The organism is Sporacetigenium mesophilum DSM 16796, from assembly GCF_059569055.1.
In genome coordinates this window covers 24,285-46,868 of record NZ_JCANUR010000007.1, presented here as the reverse complement: position 1 = coordinate 46,868, position 22,584 = coordinate 24,285, and the positions used below count along the sequence as shown (strand labels likewise).

The following is a 22,584-nucleotide window of genomic DNA, read 5'->3' as shown; positions in this document are numbered from 1 at the left end:
AAAAAAATACAAAAATTGAAGCAAATTTCTGTATTTTTTCGACAATTTAACTACTTATTTACATTTTATTTCCTTGCAATAAAAAAAAGGATGCACATTGTGCATCCTTCCTTTATATATTAGAATTGAGCTTCAGCAAGTCTCTTGTAAGTCATATATCTATGCTTAGCATCATCTTCTGCCTTATTGAATAACTCTTCAGCAGTTTCTGGATATTGCTTAGCTATAGCAGAGTATCTTACTTGACCCATTAAGAAGTCTCTAAAGCTTGCTTTTCCTTCTTTAGAATCTAAAGTAAATGGATTTTTACCTTGTTCAGCTAACATTGGGTTGTATCTGTATAAATGCCAGTAACCACTTGCAACAGCTTGTTGTATATTAGCTTGGCTACGACCCATACCTTCTTTAAGACCATGGTTTATACATGGAGAATAAGCTATTATTAAAGATGGTCCATTATAGCTTTCAGCTTCAGTTACAGCTTTCATGAATTGGTTTTTATCAGCACCCATACCAACTTGAGCTACATATACGTTTCCGTAAGACATAGCCATCATACCTAAGTCTTTCTTTCTAGACTTCTTACCAGAAGCAGCGAACTTAGCCATAGCAGCAGCTGGAGTAGCTTTAGAAGATTGACCACCTGTGTTTGAATAAACTTCTGTATCAAATACTAATACGTTTACATTTTCACCAGAAGCTAATACGTGATCAAGTCCACCATAACCTATATCATAAGCCCAACCGTCTCCACCTAGAAGCCATATAGATCTCTTAACTAGGTAATCTTGCTTATCAGATAGTTCAGCAAATAATTCTTTAGCTCTGCCATCTTCAACATCAAGGTTAGCAAGAATATTTTTAACTTGCTCACTTGCATCTTTAGATGCTTCGCCATTTTCCATATTAGTTAACCAGTTATTTAATATTTCTTTGTAGTTTTCTTTTATATCTAAGCTTACTAATTCATGCATTATATCAGCTACTTTGCTTCTCATTTGATTAGTAGCTAAAGCCATACCGTATCCAAACTCAGCATTGTCTTCAAATAATGAGTTAGCCCAAGTTGGTCCTTTACCTTCATGGTTTACAGTATATGCAGTTGATGGAGCTGATGCACCCCATATAGAAGAACATCCAGTAGCATTAGCTATCATCATTCTATCTCCGTATAATTGAGTTACAACTTTGATATATGGAGTTTCTCCACAACCAGCACAAGCTCCTGAGAATTCATAAAGAGGTTGTTTGAATTGGCTATTTTTAACATTTACAGGAGATGCTGCTTCTTCCTTAGATGATACCTTAGTCATAGCAAACTCCCAGTTTGGTATTTGTTCAATAGTTTGAGTATCTATTGGCTTCATAACTAAAGCTTTTTCTTTAGCAGGACATACGTCAGCACAGTTTCCACAACCAGTACAGTCCATAGGGCTTATTTGAATTTTATATTGATATTCATCTAATCCTTTTCCTACAGCTTTTTTAGTTACAAATGTTTCTGGAGCATCTTTTAACTCTTCACCTGTAGCAAGTATTGGTCTTATTACAGCGTGAGGACATATAAATGAACATTGGTTACATTGAATACAGTTTTCTGGTATCCATTCTGGAACATTAACTGCTATACCACGTTTTTCATATGCAGCTGTACCACTTGGGAATGAACCATCTTCTATTCCATTAAATGCACTTACAGGTAATATATCACCTTCTTGTGAAGCCATAGGTCTTAATATTTCAGTTATGAATTCTGGCTCTTCTACAGTTGTAGCAGCCTCTTCTGTTTGTGTCTCATTATTATTTGACCAAGAAGCTGGAACATCTATTTTAACTAATGCATCTGCTCCTTTTTCAACTGCTTCATAGTTCATGTTAACTATTTTTTCACCTTTTTTGCCATAAGCCTTAACTATAGATTCTTTTAAGTACTTAACAGCATCTTCTACAGGTATAACTTCAGCTAACTTGAAGAATGCAGATTGCATTATCATGTTTATTCTATTTCCAAGTCCTATTTCATTAGCTATTTTAGTAGCATCTATAGTATAGAACTCTATATTTTTATCAGCTATATATTTTTTCATGCTGCCTGGTAAGTATTCTTCTAATTCATCAGCGCTCCATGAACAGTTAAGAACGAATACTCCACCTTTTTTAAGTCTATTTACTGGGTTGTATTGGTTTACATAAGATGGATTGTGACATGCTACATAATCAGCTTCATCTATTAAATAAGTTGATTTTATAGGAGTTTTACCAAATCTTAAGTGAGACATAGTTACCCCACCAGATTTTTTAGAATCGTATGCAAAGTATCCTTGAGCATACATATCTGTGTTATCTCCTATTATTTTTATAGCTTGTTTGTTAGCTCCAACAGTACCGTCAGAACCTAATCCCCAGAATAAACATCTTATAGTTCCAGCTGGAGCTGTGTTTATTTCTTCTTTTACTTCTAATGATGTATTAGTTACATCATCAACTATACCTACAGTAAATCTATCTTTTGGAGCATCTGCTTTTAAGTTATCAAATACAGCCTTTATTTGAGCTGGAGTAGTATCTTTTGAACCTAATCCATAACGTCCACCTACTATAAGAGGAGCATTTTCTTTGTTATAGAATATAGATTTTATCTCTAAGTATAATGGTTCACCTATTGAACCTGGCTCTTTAGTTCTATCTAATATAGATATTTTCTTAACTGTTTTAGGCATTGCATCTAAGAAATGCTTAGTTGAGAATGGTCTAAATAAACGGATTTTTATAAGTCCATATTTTTCTCCTCTAGCATTTAAGTAATCTATTGTTTCTTCTATAGTATCTGTTACTGAACCCATAGCAACTAATATATTCTCAGCATCTGGTGCACCATAGTAGTTAAATAACTTATAATCTCTTCCAGTTATTTTGTTTATTTCATTCATATAGTCTTCAACTATAGGAACCATATTTTCATAGAATTTATTTGAAGCTTCTCTACCTTGGAAGTATATATCTGGGTTTTGAGCAGTTCCTCTAAACATAGGATGATCTGGATGTAGCGATCTATCTCTAAATGCTTGTAGAGCTTCTTTATCTATTAATCTTTCAAAATCAGCATAGTCTATAGCTTCTATTTTTTGTATTTCATGAGAAGTTCTAAATCCATCGAAGAAATGTATAAATGGTAATCTACCTTTTATAGCAGATAAGTGAGCTACCCCTGCTAAGTCCATAACTTCTTGTACAGAACCTGAAGCAAGCATTGCAACACCTGTTTGTCTTGCTGCCATAACGTCTTGATGGTCTCCAAATATAGATAAGGCATGTGCTGCTACAGCACGAGCACTTACGTGGAATACACCTGGTAATAATTCCCCAGCCATTTTGAACATATTAGGTAACATTAACAATAAACCTTGAGATGCAGTAAATGTAGAAGTTAAAGCACCAGTTTGTAATGAACCATGCATTGCACCAGCAGCACCAGCTTCTGATTGTAGTTCTACAACACTAACTTTTTGACCAAATACGTTTTTCTTTCCCTGGGCAGACCACTCATCAAACGATTCTGCCATATTTGTAGATGGAGTTATTGGGTATATAGGAGCTACGTCTGTAAATGCATAAGCAACGTATGCAGCAGCAGTATTTCCATCAACAGTCTTCATGATTTTAGCCATTTATTTCTCCTCCTTAGTTTTAACAATAAGAATTACATATGTAATATTCTTACTAATAATTTAAAATTAGTTTGCTATGACAAATTAATTTTTTGCATAAAAATATCTTTATAGATAAGAATTCCATATTTTGTATGAAATTCCTTCAATTTTTAAATACATTTTTTGCAATTTTATGATTTGTCGAAATTTTGGTTTTTTAACCAACTATGTCCAACTTTTAATATTCCCATTTAATAAAATTTTTAAACAAAATTAAAAAATTAATTCTCATTTTGATATCTGAATCTTTTAAATTAATTCTCACTTTGATATTGGAATATTCAAGTTGTAATTAAATTATATATCTTAATCCATTTTATGTAAATACAAAAATATACAAAAAAAGAGCCTGTAGGCTCTGCATAAGTTATATTCTATTTTTTATAGCTTTAATTAAATAATTAACGATTCCTTTTTTGTCGAATTTTATTTTTTCAAACTCATTTTCCCTTATAAAATATATTAGATCTTTTCTATTTATTTTATATATATTTACACCGTTTACACAGTACATTGATTTATTATCTCTACAAATAGAAACTATACAAGTATCTTTATCATAATTATATTCTTCACATATACCTATGAAATTTGAAAAACTAGGCATAGTAAATATACAAGTTTTCAATATTATCCCCCCAAAATAAATTATATCTATAATTTTACACTAATATCTAGTATTTTTCTACAATTTACATAAATTCACGAAAAAAACACACTCTATTGAGTCAATAGAGTGTGTTTTCTTGAGTAATATATATTTTAATATCCGCCGCTACTTCCACTTCTTCCCTGAACTATTGCAATAGATGCACTAGCACCTATTCTACTAGCTCCAGCATTTATAACAGCTATAGCATCTTCTATATTTCTTACTCCACCAGATGCCTTAACTCCAATTTTTGGGCCTACAACATCTCTCATTAACTTAATGTCTTCTGGAGTAGATCCTCCAGTTCCAAATCCAGTAGAAGTCTTAACATAATCTGCTCCAGCTTCTTTAGCAAGTTCACAAGCTATTTTCTTTTCTTCATCAGTTAAATAGCAAGTTTCTATTATAACTTTAACAAGTGCTTTTTTATTCGCTGCATCTACAACTGCTTTTATATCATTTTGTACATAATCGTATTTTTTGTCTTTAAGAGCACTTATATTTATAACCATATCTACTTCATGAGCACCTTTTGCTATAGCATCTTTAGTTTCAAATGCCTTAGTATCTGTTGTATTAGCACCTAAAGGAAAACCTATAACAGTACAAATTTTTACATCGCTATTTTCTAACTCTTTTTTTGCTAGTTCTATGTAACCTGGGTTTATACATACAGAAAAGAATCCATATTCTTTTGCTTCTCTGCATATAACCTTTACATCTTCTTCAGTCGCAAAAGCTTTAAGTATAGTGTGATCTATCATTTTTGCTATATTTATATCCATAAATTCATCTCCTTATTTTATCTACAAAATTCGCACAAAAATTTGCTGTGCTCATGTCGCCAACGACCCAAAACCCGGGGACCTTGCTCAAATAAAAAAGTACGTGTATATTATACACATACTTTTTGCACTTTATCAATATATTATTCAGCTATTAATTCAACCATTTCTCCGTTTTTAACACCTGCACCGTTTCCTTCTTCTATATCAACGTGCATTTCTAAAGCAAAACTTTCGTGAGCTCTTACTAATACATTTTCAAATACAAGTGCTCTTTCTCCAAAAGTTCTAACCTTAACTCTTTGCTTATCTTTAACACCAAATTTTTCTGCATCAGAAGTATGCATATGGATATGTCTAGCAGCTACTATTATACCGTCTTTCATTTCTACTTCACCAGATGGTCCAACTAATTTAGCACCTGGAGTTCCTTCTATATCACCTGAATCTCTAATTGGTGCTTTTACACCTAAAACAAATCCATCAGCTAAAGATATTTCAACTTGGCTGCTTGGTCTAGCTGGTCCTAAAACTCTAACACCTTTTAAAGTTCCTTTTGGTCCTACCACATCAATTTTTTCTTCGCAAGCATATTGACCTGGTTGTGCAAGATCTTTTAATTTCTTTAATTCATACCCTTGTCCAAATAATACATTTATATCTTCTTGACTAAGATGAACGTGTTTGTTAGATAAAGCTATTGGTAATTTCATATGTATTTCCTCCTATGTTTAATTTTCATAACCATTATACATAATATCAATATCAAAATCAAATAATTAAACTCTTTAGCAACTCATAAAACCCTGGGAAAGATATATTTACACATTCAGTGTCATCTATATTACTATTTCCATTTGCTATTAAAGATGCAATACTCATTGCCATAGCTATTCTATGGTCTTTGAAGCTTTCAATATATGCTCCTTTTAACTTAGTTTTTCCCTTAATTATCATTCCATCTTCTAATTCTTCTATATCTGCTCCCATTTTTTTAAGATTATCAACTGTGGCCTTTATTCTGTTACTTTCTTTTACTTTTAATTCCTTTGCATCTTTTATAATAGTTGTTCCTTCACATTGAGTGGCAAGGACAGCTATAACTGGAATTTCATCTATAAGCCTAGGAATTAAATTTCCTTCTATAGTAGTTCCACAAAGATTATTAGAATGTTTGACTAATATATTTCCTATTAACTCTCCACATACTTCTTTAGTATCTACTATTTCAAAATTACCATTCATAGATTTTAGTACATCTAGTATTCCTGTTCTAGTGGGATTTAAACCTACATTTTCTATAAGGATTTCAGAATTTGGAACAATACTCCCACCAACTAAGAAAAATGCTGCAGAAGATATATCACCAGGAACGTATATTTCATTAGGATAAATATTTTGCACTGGATTTATATTTATAGTTAAATCATCTACATTTATATCTGCTCCAAATGATTTAAGCATTATTTCAGTATGATCTCTACTTTTAGCTTTCTCAATTATAGTACTAGTATTTTCTCCATATAATGAAGCCAATATTAAAGCTGACTTAACTTGTGCTGATGCAATAGGCATTTTGTAATTTATATTCTTAATACTTCCACCCTTTATAGTTATAGGAGTATAATCATTAGTTATATTACATCCCATACTTTTAAGTGGATCTGTAACTCTTTTCATAGGTCTTTTGGCTATAGATTCATCACCAACTAAAGTAGTTTCAAAGTTTTGGCCAGCTAGTATCCCCATAATAAGCCTTATGGTAGTACCTGAATTTCCAACATCCAAAATTTCACTTGGCTTTTTGAGACCTCTAAGTCCAACTCCATTTACTATAACTTCTTTGTTATTTAACTCTATACCCACACCCAGTTTTCTAAAACAATTAACTGTGCTTATACAGTCTTGTCCATTTAAAAAGTTACTTATTTTGTTTTTTCCATTTGCAATTGATGAAAACATTATAGATCTATGAGATATTGACTTATCACCTATTAACTCAAAACTTCCCTTAAGCATTTTTTATCTCCTCTATAACCTCGTATATTTCATCTTCAGTAGCATCATCTATAACTCTAACTTTTCCATAATCTACTGGTATAACTAAGTTAAAATTTCCAAAACTATTTTTTTTGTCTTTTTTCATAAGATTTATTATATCCTTAGAATCAATATCATAAAAAGAAATTGGCAAATTAAATATATTATATACTTCCATTAACTTGTCGTAATAATCACTGTTTATATATCCTCTTTTTAGTGAAAACTTAAATGCCATAATAGTTCCTATACTTACAGCAAATCCATGGCTTAATTTTCCTAGCTTTTCTATTCCATGGCCAAATGTATGTCCAAGGTTTAATATTCTTCTTAAATCATTTTCTTTTTCATCTTTTTTTACAATATCTAGCTTTGCATTTACACATTTACTTATAATATATAGTAATTTAGTTTCATTTAAATTTAATATATCTTCACTGTTTTCTATTAAATAATCTAAAAACTCATAGTCATATACCAGTGAATACTTTATAACCTCAGCTAATCCACCTATAAATTCATCTTCATGTAGTGTTTTAAGTGAATTTACATTTATATATACAAGTTCTGGTTGATAAAAAGTCCCAACTATATTTTTATAAAAACCTATGTTTATACCAGTTTTTCCACCTATAGAACTATCTACCTGTGAAAGTAAAGTTGTTGGAACTTGTATTAGATCTATCCCTCTCATATATGTAGATGCTACATATCCAGCTAAATCACCTACAACTCCACCGCCAAATGCTATAACGGCGGATTTTCTAGATATATTGTTTTGTATACAATATCTTATTATCTCATCGTAAGTTCCTAAATTCTTAGAGTCCTCACCACTAGTTACTATATATTCATATATAATTTTATGTTTAAAAACATTTATAAAACTGTCTAATTGTTTTTTATATACATTGTCGTCAGTTATAATTAAAATTGAATCGTATTCTTTTTGTAAATAAAATTTATCATAACTATTTTCTATTATTACTTTATTTATTTTTTCCATCCTCGTCTCTCCAACCTTTCCATATAAGAATGATAGCTAGACTTTATATCACCTATATTGTCACTCCCAAACTTATCTAAGAAAAACTTAGCTATTACAAATGCCGCCACATTTTCTCCAACTATACTAGCTGCAGGAACTGCACATACATCGGAACGCTCAATACTAGCCTTATATCCTTCTAAAGTTTCTATATCTATCGAATCTAGTGGTGTGTATAAAGTAGGTATAGGTTTCATGGCACATCTTATTATTACTTCATCACCATTAGTCATACCGCCTTCAATGCCGCCTAAATTGTTAGAGCTTCTATATATTCCTTTTTCTTCATTATAGTATATTTGATCTTGTACTTTTGATCCTCTGTGATTTGCAACATCAAAACCTAAACCTATTTCAACACCTTTTATAGCTTGTATACTCATAAGGTGTCTTGCAAGTTCAGCATCTATTTTTTTTTCAAAATGAACATATGAACCAAGCCCTGGTGGTAAATTTTTTATTCTTATTTCAAATATTCCTCCTAAAGTGTCTTTATCTTCCTTGGCATCTTTTATTTCCTTTATCATATTGCTTTCTATATCTTTCACTATACATCTAACTTCGCTGTTATCTACATGTTCTTTTATAAAGTCAAATTCATATACATTTTCTAATTTAGAATTTCCTATATGTATAACATGGGATGTAAAATCTATATTAAATTCTTTTAAAAGCTCTTTGCAAATAGCGCCAACAGATACTCTTATTGCAGTTTCTCTAGCACTAGATCTTTCAAGTACATTTCTAATATCATCAAAGTCGTATTTTAGGCTTCCAGTTAAATCGGCATGACCAGGCCTTGCCTTTGTAACTTTTTTGGTTTCTTTGTCAATTTCATTTACAGGGTTCATATATTCTGTCCAATTTTCATAGTCTTTGTTATTTATCATCATAGCAATAGGACTTCCAATTGTGATACTACCTCTCATACCACTTAATATTTCTACATTGTCCTTTTCTATTGCCATTCTTCCCCCTCTACCATATCCTGTTTGACGCTTTTTTAGTTCATTATTTATATTATCTATATCTATATGTAAATTAGCCGGCATACCTTCTAATATTGCAACTAGACACTTTCCATGTGATTCGCCACTAGTTAAATATTTAAGCATAATAACCTCCTACCAAAAAAGAGCTAGCTAATAGCCAAGCTCTTTTATTTCATTTATATAAGAATTTATTAATTTATCTATGTTTTGTACATGTTCATCATTATCTTTATATGACATTTCATCAGAGCTATTTATATAATAATTGTATTTTAGTTTTGAATTAACACTTTTGAAGAAAAAGTCCATAATTATTTGGCCACCTTTAAATTGGCTTTCATAAGGAGTACTTCCACCTACAGCTATATACATACCAACTCTTTTTTTGTTTCTATCTATAGATGGTTTTTTTAGTATATATTTACTTGCAAAAAATGCTTGAGTTCTATCTACTACAGTTTTTAGTTTTGCCGGTATTGAATCAAAATAAACAGGAGATACAACAATTGTTCCATTAGACTTGTCAAACTGATTATACATAGGAGTCATGTCATCCTTTATACGACAATGCCCTGTTTTTTCGCAAAATCCACATGCATTACAATAATCTATATTCATATCGTATATATTATGAACTACATAATCAATATTGTTTTCTTGTAATTTAACTTCGATATCATTTATTATATCAATACAATTTTTCTTTTTTCTAGGACTACCATTTATAATAACTATCATAAAATCCCCCTATATATTTTTTAAGAAAACTAAAAGTATATCGTCTTCGTAATTTGTTTCACCTGAGAAATCAATAAGTTCTTGTTCTAGTTTTTCAAATATTTCCGATGTATTTAACATATAATTACATTCTAAAAATTTCTTTAATCTCTCTATGCCGTATTCTTCTTTATCTTTGTTTTTAACTTCCAAAACACCATCTGTAAACATGCATATTAAGTTATAATCTTCTAAACAATAACAACCTTCACTATAAGCCATTTTTTCAATAACTCCAAGAGGTAATCCTTTGTCTATTTCTATTTCCTGTGATACAACTTCACCATTTTCCAATACTTTTATACCTATAGGTAAATGGTGACCTGCATTAGAGCTACATATAACGTTTTGAGATACATCTATTGTATCAACTCTAGCAGTTGCAAAAACTCCCATTTTATCAAATTCTTCATACAATATTTCATTCATAGAAGATACTATTTCTGAGGCGCTTTTGTTAGAAAGTGCTAAAGTTTTAAAAGTTCCTTTAAGCATAGCTACAAAGTAATTTGAAACTATACCATGTCCCATTACATCTACTAAAAGAAGAACTTTTTTATCTTCATTTACCTTTATTACATGACAGAAATCTCCTCCTATTAACTTAGAAGGTTTGTGATAAAATGATATTTCTTTGTTATTTACAAACTTAATATTACTTTCATTCATCATAAGTCTTTGCTGATCAGATAGTACTTTTAATTCATTTTCAACAAGCTCATGCTCCATTTTTTCTATATTGTATTTATATAACTGCATACCAACAGAAACTTGCTTGGCAAATATACTAAGTACCTTTAGGTCGTCTATAGTGTATTTTTCACTATTTGCAGCTGCAATATATCCTACATGGTTTTCACTTAAAGGAAGCTTATGATATATAAGGGTATTTACATTTTGCTCTTCTATTTCTTTGCTTAAGTCTCCTCTATCGTAATACTTAGAAATTTTATCATCTTCTGTTATTAAACCAAGTGCTCCATATATATTAGTATCTTGATCTTCATTTTCAGGTATGTAATGACTAAACAATTGTGTTTTACTTTCTTCGTCATCTATAACTACTAATGCAGCCTTACTTTTTGTTATATGGCAGGCTTGTCTACTTAAATGATTTAAGAAGCTTTGTATACTTTCATCTGTATAAAGTTTTTTTGTAGCTTCATTTATAGAGTTTAGAGCTCCTCTTAACTTATTTACCAAGACATCTACATCGCTATTTTTCTTAGTTATTTCTATAGATAAACTTATTAACGACGCAACGGAAGACATAAAATCTATATCATCATCACTTAAGTCTTCATATTCCTTCAAGAAGCAAGTTAAAAAACCAACAACTCTGTCGTTAGCTATAAGAGGAAAAACTATTCTACCAGTATATCCTTCTTCACTGGCCATAGACCTTTCTTCTATAGCTCTTTCATCTTCAAATATATTTTTTACCCAAACTATTTTTTGCTCACTTACTGATTCTTGAATATATTTTGGATAAGTATTAAAATCTATTTTTACGCCCTTTGGAGTGTCATTTGAAAATAATGTGGGTATGTAATTTAGTGTAGCAGAACAAACTAAATATGCATACTTAAAGCTATTTTTATAAAATAAATTCACACATGCCTTAGTTGGATGTACCACTTGGAGCATTTTGTCTACTATCTTATCTTTTATTTCAAAGAAATCTGTAGACTCTGTTACAAGCTTTGATATTTGTACTAAATTGTACATAGCTTTTTCTTGTTTAGTGTTGTTTTTCATAAAACTCCCCCATTATATAATTGCTGCGCTCATTTTATGTCTATTGTATATTTTTAATATTACTATATAAATCTTTTATAGTAAATACAAAAACAGTTAGGAAAGATAGTATGCATATTATGTTAAAATCAGTAAACAACCCTATTATAAGTATTATCGTCAAAGCATTTAACTTTGGTTTTATATTGTCTGTAACTATTTTTTGGCTAGTTCCTTCTATATTGTTTCTTATATTCCCCATATTTTCTTTTATATTCTCTTTGAAATTATCTTCTAAAAACACTTTATAGTATGTGTATAACATAAGAATTGCCATAGCTCCTAATCCAAAAAATATATTTAAATTAAATGCTATAAGTATACCTACTACAGTTGCAAAATACTTTAGGGCCTTTCCTAATATATTATCTACCTTCGCAGACACTTCTCCTATTGGCTGTTGCTTTATTTCATATTGCTTATTTGTTAAGTCCTTTATTCTTGACTTTACTATTTCTGAATAAAAAAGTTTTAATAAACCACTTATCATAATTTTCCCTCCGTTTTGGAATATTTTACTTATTTATATTTTTACAATTATAATATTTTTTATACTTGTCAATAATATAAATGGATGATTATGTTTTCTTAATAACTAGAAAGGGAGATATTATATGGATATAGAGAGTTTGGATATACAAATTAGAACCCAGCTTTATGGTTATACAAAAAAAGTTCTTAGAAAATATCAAAAGGGAATTGCAAGTGGTAAATTAACAGCAAATATATTTGCACAAAATATACTTGAAATGGAAAATATGAAAGATTGGTTAGATGAAAATATAAAAAACAAAGAAGAATTTAAAGAGTCATACATAAACTACATAGATAAACTTATACATAGTCAAAATGAGTTCAGTCTCTCTCCTAAAAGTAAGTCAAAGTCTAAGGCTGCAATATCAAAATCACCTAAACCTACAGTTACTCAACAACTTCAACTAAAAAATCTATTAAAGGAAAGTGGATATGAACTTACAATGCCTACTCAATATTTAACAGCAATTGAAGTTGATAATATTATAAAGTATATACAAACTGGTAAAATAGATTTAGGAAATGAGAGAGTTTATAATTATATAAAAAATCAAAAACATTAAAAGCGAGGATTTCTCCTCGCTTTTAGCTATCCCATAGCCTTTTCTAATTTTGCTAAGTGTTGTATTGGATAGAATTTTAATAGCTCTCTAAACTGTTCAACAGTTAATCCTTCAGTTGAAGTGTATATTTTTATTTTTTCATCTAAATCAGCGTTTACAAACTGTCTTTTTACTTCTTCAAAGTTTACAGTAGACATATTCATACCTCCTATTAATTATTATGTACAATTTTATTATCTCCAGGCAGTTAAAAATAATTCATTATATATATTTGTGAAAAATTAAAGACAGAGGAAACTTCCTCTGCCTTTTATAGTCTTACTTATATTAATAATTATTGTTGTCCACCTTTTCCAGCCATTTGTTGTTCAGCCATTTGAACTAATTTCTTAGTCATATATCCGCCTACATAACCATTTTGTCTAGCTGTTAAGTTTCCTTTGTCCATTTGTCCATAGTTGCTCATGCCTAATTCACTTGCTATTTCCATTTTCATTTGGTTTAGTGCAGCTTTAGCCTCTGGAACTACTTTTGTGTTGTTGTTATTATTGTTTGACATGTCTAATCCTCACCTTTCTAAAATGATTTTTTTGGCTTGCTTCCTATTTTGCTGTGACTTTTGCTGTGTATGTTTCTTTGTAATACTATTATGTGAGGATTACATTTTTTAATTCAAGGTAATTTTTACCATGTTGTATTCATAAGCTCATATCTTAAAAAATTAAGAGCATATAAAGTTGTTATATTTCTTATAGAATTTCTACTTCCACTTAAGTTTAGCTTTTTAACATTTGTTTTTCCATTTATACAAATTCCAACGTATACAAGTCCAACTGGTTTTTCTTCACTTCCACCACCAGGGCCTGCAATTCCAGTTACAGATATTCCTATATTTGCATTTGCAGTATTTGCTATTCCCATAGCCATTTCAAATGCTACTTCTTCACTTACTGCACCGTAGTTTTCCAGTGTTTCACTTTTTACCCCAAGTCTTTTAATTTTGGCTTCATTGCTGTATGTTATTATACCTTCCATGAAGACTTCTGATATCCCTGGATAATTTACAAGTCTCGAAGCTACCATACCACCAGTGCAAGATTCAGCAGTAGCTATTGTATAACCTTTATTTTTTATAAGCTTTGCTATTTCCTCTTCTAATGTAGTATCGCCTTCTCCATATATATACTTAGATAATCTATTGTATATTTCTTCTTTAACAGGTTTTATAATATTTATAGCTTCTTTTTCGTTATCTGCCTTTGCAGTTATTCTAAGTATTGTCTCACCCATTTTTGCATAAGGAGCTATTGTAGGGTTAGTTTGACTTCTTATTAAATCTCTTATTTCTTCTTCAACCATACTTTCTCCTATTCCAGTAAGCCTTAATACATTTGAATAAAGTATTCCATCTTGGTATTTTTCTAAATACTTAGAAGCACTATCATCAAACATAGGAGTCATTTCGTTAGGTGGTCCTGGAAGCATTATAAGTATTTTTCCTTCTTTTTCTATAACACAACCTGGAGCTGAACCCCATCTATTTTCAAGTACTATGGACCCTTCTGGAACATAAGATTGTTTTTTATTACCTTCTGTTATATCAGTATGTCCATGCCTTATTTTATAATAATTTTTAATATTTTCTAACGATGGCTCATCTATAACTAACTTTAAATTAAAATATTCACATATAGTTTCCTTAGTTAAATCATCATCAGTAGGTCCAAGGCCTCCTGTAGTTATAACTAAATCCGAACGTGAAAATCCTATTTCCAAAGCTTTTTTAAGTCTATCTTGGTTGTCTCCAACGGAAGTTTGGTAATATACATTTATCCCCATTTCAGCAAGTTTTTGTCCTAAATATTGGGCATTAGTGTTTACTATATCTCCTAACAATATTTCAGTTCCTACACACAGTATTTCGGCATTCATAAAATCACTCCTTTAACAATTCATTCCAGCTAAATATCCTGTTGAAAATGCTATTTGTAAATTAAATCCTCCAGTATATCCATCTACATCTACAACTTCTCCAGCAAAATAAAGGCCTTCTATTAATTTTGACTCCATAGTACTAGAACTTATTTCACTAGTTTTAACTCCACCAGATGTAACTATAGCTTCTTCTATAGGTCTATATTTTTTTATAGTAACACTTAAATTTTTAAGTGTATTTATTAAGTTCTTTCTTTGCTCTTTTGATATTTGATGAACAACAGTATTTGGGTCTATTTCACTTAATTTTATTATTACAGGTATTAATTTTTGAGGTAATAAATCATTGAGTGAATTTTCAAAAGTCTTATTAGAGTATTTGCTAAAGTCATTTTGAACTCTCTTATCTAACTTTTCAATATTTAATGCTGGCTTTAAATCTATGACTATTTTATATTGTTCTTTTTGTATATCTTTCATTCTAGAACTAGATGATAATATAACAGGGCCGCTTACTCCGTACTTTGTAAATTCCATTTCTCCAAAATCTTCGTATATCTTTTTATTATTTTTGTTTAATACTTTTATAGATATATTTTTAAGAGTAAGCTTTTCTAAATCTTTAACCCAATTTTCATTAGTTTCAAGACCTATTAATGAAGGTTTTAGAGGAACTATAGTATGTCCATTTTCCTTTGCAAACTTGTATCCATCACCTGTAGATCCAGTAAGTGGGTAACTTGATCCACCTGTAGCTATTATTACACTGTCACAATTTATTTCTTTTTTATTTTTTAATATAACTTTTTGAACTTTATTATCTTTAGATACTACCTTTTCTACAGGGGAATCAGTTATTACATTTACATTATTTTTCCTTATATATTTTTCTAATGCTTTTACAACATCTAATGCTTTATCACTTTCTGGAAATACTCTCTTTCCTCTTTCTACTTTTGTTTTTAGTCCTAATTCATTGAATAAACTTATAACATCATCATTTGTAAAAGTATAAAAAGCACTATATAAAAATTTTCCATTTACAGGAACATTCTCTATCATTTCCTCTATATCACATGCATTAGTTATATTGCATCTTCCCTTACCTGTTATAAGAAGTTTTCTTCCAAGTCTATTGTTTTTTTCTATTAGAGTTACGTCTAATCCTCTTTTAGATGCAGTAGCTGCTGCTATTATCCCTGCTGCTCCTCCACCTATAACTACTATTTTTTTCATGTTATCAACCTTTCTTAATATAATAATATTATATTATACCACAAAATTCGCTTCGCTCATGTCGCCAACGGCCTAAATACAGGCCCATTGCTCAAAAAAAAAGCAGGGGTTTATTCCCCTACTATTCCTATATATGGTAAGTTTCTATATTTTTCTGCGTAATCTATTCCATATCCTACTATAAATTTATCTGGTATAACAAATCCAACGTAGTCAACGGCTATGTCTACTGTTCTTCTTTCTGGTTTATCAAGTAGTGTACATAATTTTAAGCTCTTAGGATTTCTAGTTTTTAATGTTTCGAATAAGTTTTTTAGAGTAAGTCCAGTATCTATTATATCTTCAACTATTAATACATTTTTGCCTTCTATATCAACATCTAAGTCCTTTAATATTCTAACTGTACCAGAAGACTGGGTAGCTTTGCCATAACTTGATACAGACATAAAATCCATATTAACATCTAAGTTTATATTTCTTATTAAATCTGAAACAAATACACAAGCACCTTTTAGTATACCTACTACTAATAAGTCTTCACCTTGAAAGTCACTTTCTATTTTTTTTCCTAATTCTTTTACTTTTAATCTTATTTCTTCTTCAGTTAATAAAGTTTCAGTTACTTTATGCATAATAACCTCCATTTTTTATATCGTACAATTTGTATTTTTATTATATCATATACATATATTAATGTGAATATTATTTTAATTATCATAAATATAGTTCGTTAATCTTCTTCATTAAAATCCATGTGTATTATTTTTTCTTCACTGTATCTAGCCATTGCATAAAGTGTATCTGATAACCTATTAACATATTTTATTAAAAGTGGATTTATATTTTCTTCTTTACTTAAAGTTATTATTCTTCTTTCTGCCCTTCTACAAATAGTTCTAGCAACATGAAGGTTTGCAGATGCTAAACATGTTCCAGGTACTATAAATGCATTTACTGTATCTATCTTTTTTAGATACTCATCAATTATATCTTCTAGTTTTTTTATATCATCTTCATTTGCACATCTTGCAAATTTACCATCTTCCTTTGTAGCAAGTTCTCCAGCAATAAAAAATAATTTTTTTTGAATTTTAAAAAGTATATCGTCAACTTCTTTGTCTTTAACATAATTTCTAGATAATCCTATATAAGAATTTAGCTCGTCTATAGTTCCATATGAATCAACTCTCAAGCTATCCTTATCTATTCTAGTTCCATCGTATAAAGACGTTTGTCCTTTATCTCCAGTTTTAGTGTAAATTTTCATGATTATTTTTTCCCCCTTATGTTTTTTAAATTATATTTGTTAATATGGTCATTTTTTACTTATAATATAATTAGTACAATAACTTAAATTTTGTGAGGTGTAAAAAATGAGTATTAATCATGGTGCAAATTTATTTGATATATCGAAAAAATTAGGATTTGAAAAGCAAGAACTTATGGATTTTAGTTCTAATATAAACCCCTTTGGAGCATCTTCTAAAGCTAAAGATGCCCTTATAAAAAATATTGACATGGTATCTATATACCCAGATCCAAATTATAAGAACCTAAAAAACTCTATTTCTAATTATTGTTTTTGTAATGAAGATAATATACTTTTGGGAAGTGGAGCTACTGAATTAATATCTTCATTTATAAATATTATTAATCCAAACAATGCTTTATTACTTTCTCCTGCTTATTCGGAATACGAAAGAGAGCTAAAGAAAATAAACTGCAATATTAGCAAATACTTTCACAAAAAAGAAAATGACTTTAAAGTGGATATTGATGACCTTATAGATAATATAAAAAACAATGATTATAATCTTATAATTATATGTAATCCTAACAACCCTACTGGATTTGCATTTTCTAAGGAAGAAATGAAAAAAATACTAAAAAGTACTAATGCATTTATAATGGTAGATGAAACTTACATAGAATTTACAGATATGAATATGTATTCTTCTACTCCATTGGTTGATGAGTATAATAACTTATTTGTAATAAGAGGTACTTCTAAGTTCTTTTCAACTCCTGGAATAAGACTTGGATATGGACTTATATCTAATAATAATGTTTATGAAAAAATAGAACAAAAACTTGATTTATGGAATATAAACATATTTGCCACTATAATGGGAGAAATAATGTTTAAAGATAATGACTACATAGAAGAAAATATAAATAAAATAAAATATGAAAGAGACTACCTTACAAAAGAACTTAAGTCTATTGAAGATTTAAAGGTATTTGAAAGTAAGGGGAACTTCATACTTTGCGAAATAAAATCTAAAAAATTAAATTCAAAAGAGCTATATGAAAAATTAATAGAAAGTAAAATAGTTATAAGAAATGCAACATCTTTTGAAGGTCTTGATGAATACTTCTTTAGGGTATGCACATTAAAGCCTGAAGAAAATAAATTACTTATAAAAAAATTAAGAGACATATTTGCCTCTTAATTATTCATCCTTTATTTTATAATTTACATTTTCTATTATATTGCCATCACTATAACTAGGTTTATATACTTGGTTATTAGTGTGGCCCTTTGGAAGATGTTTGTATCTTTCTATTTCATCATTTATAATTTTTAGGAAGTATCCAAGTATAAGGGCATCGTCTACACCACCTATAAAACCTGTAAAAAGTTCAGGTACTATGTCTATAGGTGAAATTAAATATACTATGCCTAATGCTAGGGCTCCTAATGTTTTTACTTTACTTAAAACATTTACTCTGTCGTCTTGTAGGAATTTTCTAAAACTAAATATATTTTTTAAAAAAGACCAAGAATACTTAAGTCTATTAAATTTACTCAATGTAACCACCTCTTTTTAAGATATTAATAACTATTATAATATAAGTTAAAGGTGAAATAAATATGTTAAAAAAATTGGAAAATATTTTTAAAGATTATAGCCCGTACATAAATGGACATGAAGATATGAAAATATCTTCTGTTTTAATACCTTTAGTACAGAAAAGTGGGGAATACTATATATTGTTTCAAGTTAGATCCAAAAAACTAAATACACAACCAAATGAAATATCATTTCCAGGTGGAGGACATGATAAAACTGAAACTCACGAACATACTGCAATTAGAGAAACGTGTGAAGAGTTAGGTATATCTGAAGATGATATACAAATCATATCACCACTTGATTTATATGTAACTCCCTTTAATATGATAATTCATCCTTATGTTGGTTTTGTAAATATAGACAATATGAATATAAATGAAGATGAAGTTGATCATGTATTTTTAGTTCCTGTTGACTATTTACTGAAAAGTGAACCTAAATCATATGGCAATGAAATTCATATTATACCAAGTGATGATTTTCCTTATGACATTATACCTAATAAACACAAGTACAAGTTTAAAATAGGTCAATATCCTACACTTTTTTATAAATATGAAGAATATATTATATGGGGAATAACAGCTAAAATACTAGAAAACTTTATAAATTACGTAAAAAATAAATTATAAGGAGAAAAACTATGAGACTATTTATAGGTTATTACCCACCAGACACTGTTGTAGATTATATACACAGTATAGAAGAAAATTTAAGAGATAAAAGTATAAAGGCAAATTACTCCGCTAAACAAAACCTTCATATTACATTTAGGTTTTTGGGCGAAGTTGAAGCACATAAAGTTTCAGATATAAAAAGTGTGCTAGATAATTATAAAAACTTAGATATAAATTTAGAGTTAAAAAAAGCAGGATTTTTCAATAAAAGCCAAAATTCAGCAATATGGGTTGGCTTAAATGGAGAGTTGAAAAAATTAGAAGATACTGTTTATAAATTAAATGATGACCTTGAAAATATAGGGTTTGAAAAGGAAAATAGAAAATTTAAACCACATATAACTATTGCTAGAAAGTTCAATGTTTTGGACAATTATAATTTAGAAGCTTTAAATAATATAAGTATCGAAAACATGAGTTTTAATATAGGTGAAATAAACTTAATTAAAAGTACCTTAACTCCTAATGGACCTATTTATGAAGTAATATATTAAAGGCTGCATTTGCAGCCTTTAATATATTACTTCTTTGCCTTTAAAGTTATTTTAGCACTGCTAGATTTTAAAATTCCAATAGAGTCATTAAATGACTGTTTTATGATATTGTTTTCTGGATGGCTCAAATAATCACCTTCACTAAACATAGGAAGTATCTCAAAAACACGTCTTCCTGTATTTGAAATGCAATATGAATCAACCATAGTTGGAATGTATTCAACATTTTCTATTATTGTACCATTTTTATCTTTTCTTATATTAAGATTTACTATTATACCGCTATTTTTATATCTACTAGGCATGTTTGCCACTATATTACCTTGAGAATATATAACAAATCTTTCTTTTTCAATACCATATACATCTTTCACTGTTTTTATTTCCATTGGTTGAAGAACATGAGGATGGCTGCCAAGAACAGCATCAACTCCGTTTTCAAAAAGAAAATTTACTAAGTCTTCTTGCACTTTATTTTGTGTTGTCACATACTCAACTCCAAAGTGGGTACTTGCAATAATCATATCTACATTTAAAGCCTTGGCCTTTTTTATATCTTCAATTATTTTATTTTCATCTATTAAATTAACAGCAAATTTTTCTTCCACTTCAATACCATTTGTTCCATATGTATAAGCTAAAAACGCTACTTTAATTCCATTTATATCTTTAACTAAAATTTGTTCACTGTCTTCCTTTGTTTTATATGTACCTGTATGCAGAAGTCCTACCTTATCTAAATTTTCGATGGTTTTTACTACGCCTTCAAATCTTCTGTCTAAACTATGATTGTTTGCTGTTGTTAGCATATCAAATCCTGAATCTTTTATATTTTTAGCCAATACTTCAGGTGAATTAAACATAGGATAACCCGTATAATTTTTTTCTTTACCTGATAAAGTTGTTTCAAGGTTTGCCATAGCAAAATCAGCTTTTTCTATATATGGTTTTATACTTCTAAACATAACACTATAATCATAGGTATCATTACCTAAACTTCCTGATTTAATTTGTGCATTATGCATCATTATATCTCCTACAGAAGTAATAGTTATATTCTTAGTTTCTTCCTTTTCTTCTATTGCCTCCGAATTTTGACTTTCTATTGAATCTTCGATACTAGACTTACTTGTAGATAGTACTTGTGTTTGTATACTTTGTGTACAGCCTGTCCCCAACAAAACTATACTAAGAAGTATCATTATTATTATATTTTTCCTCATACTTATCCCCCAGATTTTATAACCTTAATATATTAAAACCCCCTTTCATTAAATTCTCCGACGATATACTATATCCTTTATATTTTGATTTATTAACTTACAAAATTATAAAATATTTCAAATATTTACAAATAAAATAAACCCCTTAGATAATTTTTATCTAAGAGGCTTATTTTTAGCATGAGCATATCAAATTTTTATAAAAGTGTTATTCCGTACTCTTCACATCTTTGAATCATTTCGTTAGGCCATATGCCTACTTGTACTTCTCCTATATGTGCTTTTTGTAAAAAGAACATACATATTCTAGATTGACCTATACCTCCACCTACAGTGTATGGAAGTTCTCCTTTTAATAACTTTTGATGATATTCAAATTCTTTTCTATCTTCACAATTAGATAATTTAAGTTGTCTTTCTAGAGAATCTTCATCTACTCTAATTCCCATAGACGATAGTTCAAATGCAGTATCAAGTACTGGGTTATGAAAAATTATATCTCCGTTTAACTCCCAATCATCGTAATCTGGAGATCTTCCATCGTGTTTTTCACCTGATTTTAACTCATTTCCTATTTTCATTATAAATACTGCACCATGTTTTCTTGCTATAGCATTTTCTCTTTCCTTTGGTGTAAACTTTGGATACATATCCTCTAATTCCTGAGTAGTTACAAAGGTTATTTCATCAGGTAAAGTCTTAGGTATACAAGAATATTTGCCACATACATGGTCTTCTGTTTTTTTAAATACATTGTATATCTTATTAACAATTTCTTTTAATTTTTCTTCATTTCTTTCTTCTTTTGATATTACTAGTTCCCAATCCCATTGATCTACATATATAGAGTGAAGGTTGTCTAGCTCTTCGTCTCTACGAATAGCATTCATATCAGTGTACAATCCATGTCCAGATTCAAACCCATATTTTTTAAGGGCCATTCTCTTCCACTTTGCCAATGAATGAACTATTTCTGCTTTTTTAGATACGGCAGGCACGTCAAAAGAAACAGGTCTTTCAATTCCATTTAAATTGTCGTTTGTTCCTGATTCAGGCAAAACAAATAATGGAGCCGACACTCTAGTTAAATTTAATTCTTTATATAATGTTGTTTCAAAATGATCCTTTAATGTTTTTATTGCTACTTGTGTTTCTAAAACACCTAATTCAGTTTTATATCCTTCTGGTATTATTAGTTTCATATTATACACTCCCTTATATGATTTAGGAGCATAGCGCTATACTCTTTTAATTTTGAATACA

General features: G+C 29.5%; 23 protein-coding genes. 4 read left to right on the top strand and 19 right to left on the bottom strand.

Features of this window, described 5'->3' with window-relative positions; translation table 11 throughout:
- Nucleotides 1-119: 119 nt before the first annotated feature.
- The 10 genes from nifJ to BS62_RS07560 form a co-directional block, all read right to left on the bottom strand.
- Nucleotides 120-3,668 carry a pyruvate:ferredoxin (flavodoxin) oxidoreductase gene (gene nifJ, locus BS62_RS07605; RefSeq protein ID WP_496490663.1) on the bottom strand — a complete coding sequence of 1,183 codons (3,549 nt, stop codon included), beginning with the start codon at nucleotides 3,666-3,668 and terminating at the stop codon, nucleotides 120-122.
- A gap of 409 nt (nucleotides 3,669-4,077) precedes the next feature.
- Entirely contained in the window at nucleotides 4,078-4,338 is a 261-nt protein-coding gene (locus tag BS62_RS07600; protein WP_496490662.1) for a hypothetical protein, read from the bottom strand.
- 134 nt (nucleotides 4,339-4,472) lie between these two features.
- Entirely contained in the window at nucleotides 4,473-5,147 is a 675-nt protein-coding gene (gene deoC / locus BS62_RS07595; RefSeq protein ID WP_496490661.1) for a deoxyribose-phosphate aldolase, read from the bottom strand.
- A gap of 143 nt (nucleotides 5,148-5,290) precedes the next feature.
- Complete coding sequence (gene pduL / locus BS62_RS07590) at nucleotides 5,291-5,860, bottom strand: phosphate propanoyltransferase (protein WP_496490660.1); 570 nt, start codon at nucleotides 5,858-5,860, stop codon at nucleotides 5,291-5,293.
- Between the two features lie 58 nt (nucleotides 5,861-5,918).
- Nucleotides 5,919-7,166, bottom strand: a complete 1,248-nt coding sequence (aroA, locus tag BS62_RS07585; RefSeq protein WP_496490659.1) for a 3-phosphoshikimate 1-carboxyvinyltransferase — start codon at nucleotides 7,164-7,166, stop codon at nucleotides 5,919-5,921.
- Nucleotides 7,159-8,193 (bottom strand): 3-dehydroquinate synthase, encoded by a 1,035-nt coding sequence (gene aroB / locus BS62_RS07580; RefSeq protein ID WP_496490658.1) that lies wholly within the window; start codon nucleotides 8,191-8,193, stop codon nucleotides 7,159-7,161. The genes aroA and aroB overlap by 8 nt, the downstream gene beginning before the upstream one ends.
- The gene (gene aroC / locus BS62_RS07575) at nucleotides 8,181-9,350 is read right to left on the bottom strand and encodes a chorismate synthase (RefSeq protein WP_496490657.1); all 1,170 of its coding nucleotides are present in this window, start codon (nucleotides 9,348-9,350) and stop codon (nucleotides 8,181-8,183) included. Before aroC ends, aroB begins: the two co-directional genes overlap by 13 nt.
- A 27-nt stretch (nucleotides 9,351-9,377) precedes the next feature.
- Entirely contained in the window at nucleotides 9,378-9,965 is a 588-nt protein-coding gene (locus BS62_RS07570) for a flavodoxin family protein (RefSeq protein WP_496490656.1), read from the bottom strand.
- Between the two features lie 9 nt (nucleotides 9,966-9,974).
- Complete coding sequence (locus tag BS62_RS07565; protein WP_496490655.1) at nucleotides 9,975-11,762, bottom strand: GAF domain-containing SpoIIE family protein phosphatase; 1,788 nt, start codon at nucleotides 11,760-11,762, stop codon at nucleotides 9,975-9,977.
- Between the two features lie 40 nt (nucleotides 11,763-11,802).
- A complete protein-coding gene (locus BS62_RS07560; protein ID WP_496490654.1) occupies nucleotides 11,803-12,291 on the bottom strand; it encodes a hypothetical protein in 489 nt (162 codons plus the stop codon).
- Between the two features lie 124 nt (nucleotides 12,292-12,415).
- On the opposite strand from BS62_RS07560, the gene BS62_RS07555 reads away from it, so the two are divergent.
- Nucleotides 12,416-12,898, top strand: coding sequence for a hypothetical protein (locus BS62_RS07555; RefSeq protein ID WP_496490653.1), 483 nt, complete (start codon nucleotides 12,416-12,418; stop codon nucleotides 12,896-12,898).
- Nucleotides 12,899-12,924: 26 nt separating this feature from the next.
- On the opposite strand, the gene BS62_RS07550 is transcribed toward BS62_RS07555, so the two are convergent.
- The 6 genes from BS62_RS07550 to BS62_RS07525 form a co-directional block, all read right to left on the bottom strand.
- Nucleotides 12,925-13,095, bottom strand: a complete 171-nt coding sequence (locus BS62_RS07550) for a hypothetical protein (RefSeq protein ID WP_496490652.1) — start codon at nucleotides 13,093-13,095, stop codon at nucleotides 12,925-12,927.
- 137 nt (nucleotides 13,096-13,232) lie between these two features.
- Nucleotides 13,233-13,457: an alpha/beta-type small acid-soluble spore protein gene (locus tag BS62_RS07545; protein ID WP_496490651.1), complete on the bottom strand. Its 225-nt coding sequence runs from the start codon at nucleotides 13,455-13,457 to the stop codon at nucleotides 13,233-13,235.
- 125 nt (nucleotides 13,458-13,582) lie between these two features.
- Entirely contained in the window at nucleotides 13,583-14,830 is a 1,248-nt protein-coding gene (locus BS62_RS07540; protein WP_496490650.1) for a competence/damage-inducible protein A, read from the bottom strand.
- Between the two features lie 12 nt (nucleotides 14,831-14,842).
- Complete coding sequence (locus BS62_RS07535) at nucleotides 14,843-16,069, bottom strand: BaiN/RdsA family NAD(P)/FAD-dependent oxidoreductase (RefSeq protein ID WP_496490649.1); 1,227 nt, start codon at nucleotides 16,067-16,069, stop codon at nucleotides 14,843-14,845.
- A 110-nt stretch (nucleotides 16,070-16,179) separates the two neighbouring features.
- A complete protein-coding gene (hpt, locus tag BS62_RS07530; protein ID WP_496490648.1) occupies nucleotides 16,180-16,701 on the bottom strand; it encodes a hypoxanthine phosphoribosyltransferase in 522 nt (173 codons plus the stop codon).
- Nucleotides 16,702-16,799: 98 nt separating this feature from the next.
- Nucleotides 16,800-17,336, bottom strand: a complete 537-nt coding sequence (locus BS62_RS07525; RefSeq protein WP_496490647.1) for a cob(I)yrinic acid a,c-diamide adenosyltransferase — start codon at nucleotides 17,334-17,336, stop codon at nucleotides 16,800-16,802.
- 106 nt (nucleotides 17,337-17,442) lie between these two features.
- On the opposite strand from BS62_RS07525, the gene BS62_RS07520 reads away from it, so the two are divergent.
- Nucleotides 17,443-18,522: a pyridoxal phosphate-dependent aminotransferase gene (locus tag BS62_RS07520; RefSeq protein ID WP_496490646.1), complete on the top strand. Its 1,080-nt coding sequence runs from the start codon at nucleotides 17,443-17,445 to the stop codon at nucleotides 18,520-18,522.
- On the opposite strand, the gene BS62_RS07515 is transcribed toward BS62_RS07520, so the two are convergent.
- Nucleotides 18,523-18,882: a YkvA family protein gene (locus BS62_RS07515; RefSeq protein WP_496490645.1), complete on the bottom strand. Its 360-nt coding sequence runs from the start codon at nucleotides 18,880-18,882 to the stop codon at nucleotides 18,523-18,525.
- A gap of 62 nt (nucleotides 18,883-18,944) precedes the next feature.
- Here BS62_RS07515 and BS62_RS07510 point away from each other — a divergent pair, with 62 nt between their 5' ends.
- Together BS62_RS07510 and thpR are read left to right on the top strand one after the other, a co-directional pair.
- Nucleotides 18,945-19,559 (top strand): NUDIX hydrolase, encoded by a 615-nt coding sequence (locus tag BS62_RS07510; RefSeq protein WP_496490644.1) that lies wholly within the window; start codon nucleotides 18,945-18,947, stop codon nucleotides 19,557-19,559.
- A gap of 11 nt (nucleotides 19,560-19,570) precedes the next feature.
- Nucleotides 19,571-20,098, top strand: a complete 528-nt coding sequence (gene thpR, locus BS62_RS07505; protein WP_496490643.1) for an RNA 2',3'-cyclic phosphodiesterase — start codon at nucleotides 19,571-19,573, stop codon at nucleotides 20,096-20,098.
- A gap of 26 nt (nucleotides 20,099-20,124) precedes the next feature.
- On the opposite strand, the gene BS62_RS07500 is transcribed toward thpR, so the two are convergent.
- Nucleotides 20,125-21,321: a CapA family protein gene (locus tag BS62_RS07500; RefSeq protein WP_496490642.1), complete on the bottom strand. Its 1,197-nt coding sequence runs from the start codon at nucleotides 21,319-21,321 to the stop codon at nucleotides 20,125-20,127.
- A gap of 197 nt (nucleotides 21,322-21,518) precedes the next feature.
- On the bottom strand, nucleotides 21,519-22,523 hold the full coding sequence (asnA, locus tag BS62_RS07495) for an aspartate--ammonia ligase (protein ID WP_496490641.1): 1,005 nt from the start codon (nucleotides 22,521-22,523) through the stop codon (nucleotides 21,519-21,521).
- Nucleotides 22,524-22,584 lie beyond the last annotated feature (61 nt).

What these genes read in the sequence shown, in the direction of transcription:
- BS62_RS07500 (WP_496490642.1), bottom strand. Translation starts at nt 21,321, where the DNA reads ATGAGGAAAAATATAATAATAATGATACTTCTTAGTATAGTTTTGTTG.
- BS62_RS07520 (WP_496490646.1), top strand. Translation starts at nt 17,443, where the DNA reads ATGAGTATTAATCATGGTGCAAATTTATTTGATATATCGAAAAAATTA.
- BS62_RS07510 (WP_496490644.1), top strand. Translation starts at nt 18,945, where the DNA reads ATGTTAAAAAAATTGGAAAATATTTTTAAAGATTATAGCCCGTACATA.
- deoC (WP_496490661.1), bottom strand. Translation starts at nt 5,147, where the DNA reads ATGGATATAAATATAGCAAAAATGATAGATCACACTATACTTAAAGCT.
- BS62_RS07565 (WP_496490655.1), bottom strand. Translation starts at nt 11,762, where the DNA reads ATGAAAAACAACACTAAACAAGAAAAAGCTATGTACAATTTAGTACAA.
- hpt (WP_496490648.1), bottom strand. Translation starts at nt 16,701, where the DNA reads ATGCATAAAGTAACTGAAACTTTATTAACTGAAGAAGAAATAAGATTA.
- BS62_RS07550 (WP_496490652.1), bottom strand. Translation starts at nt 13,095, where the DNA reads ATGTCTACTGTAAACTTTGAAGAAGTAAAAAGACAGTTTGTAAACGCT.
- nifJ (WP_496490663.1), bottom strand. Translation starts at nt 3,668, where the DNA reads ATGGCTAAAATCATGAAGACTGTTGATGGAAATACTGCTGCTGCATAC.
- aroA (WP_496490659.1), bottom strand. Translation starts at nt 7,166, where the DNA reads ATGCTTAAGGGAAGTTTTGAGTTAATAGGTGATAAGTCAATATCTCAT.
- BS62_RS07560 (WP_496490654.1), bottom strand. Translation starts at nt 12,291, where the DNA reads ATGATAAGTGGTTTATTAAAACTTTTTTATTCAGAAATAGTAAAGTCA.
- BS62_RS07570 (WP_496490656.1), bottom strand. Translation starts at nt 9,965, where the DNA reads ATGATAGTTATTATAAATGGTAGTCCTAGAAAAAAGAAAAATTGTATT.
- BS62_RS07525 (WP_496490647.1), bottom strand. Translation starts at nt 17,336, where the DNA reads ATGAAAATTTACACTAAAACTGGAGATAAAGGACAAACGTCTTTATAC.
- BS62_RS07545 (WP_496490651.1), bottom strand. Translation starts at nt 13,457, where the DNA reads ATGTCAAACAATAATAACAACAACACAAAAGTAGTTCCAGAGGCTAAA.
- BS62_RS07555 (WP_496490653.1), top strand. Translation starts at nt 12,416, where the DNA reads ATGGATATAGAGAGTTTGGATATACAAATTAGAACCCAGCTTTATGGT.
- thpR (WP_496490643.1), top strand. Translation starts at nt 19,571, where the DNA reads ATGAGACTATTTATAGGTTATTACCCACCAGACACTGTTGTAGATTAT.
- aroB (WP_496490658.1), bottom strand. Translation starts at nt 8,193, where the DNA reads ATGGAAAAAATAAATAAAGTAATAATAGAAAATAGTTATGATAAATTT.
- aroC (WP_496490657.1), bottom strand. Translation starts at nt 9,350, where the DNA reads ATGCTTAAATATTTAACTAGTGGCGAATCACATGGAAAGTGTCTAGTT.
- BS62_RS07535 (WP_496490649.1), bottom strand. Translation starts at nt 16,069, where the DNA reads ATGAAAAAAATAGTAGTTATAGGTGGAGGAGCAGCAGGGATAATAGCA.
- pduL (WP_496490660.1), bottom strand. Translation starts at nt 5,860, where the DNA reads ATGAAATTACCAATAGCTTTATCTAACAAACACGTTCATCTTAGTCAA.
- asnA (WP_496490641.1), bottom strand. Translation starts at nt 22,523, where the DNA reads ATGAAACTAATAATACCAGAAGGATATAAAACTGAATTAGGTGTTTTA.
- BS62_RS07540 (WP_496490650.1), bottom strand. Translation starts at nt 14,830, where the DNA reads ATGAATGCCGAAATACTGTGTGTAGGAACTGAAATATTGTTAGGAGAT.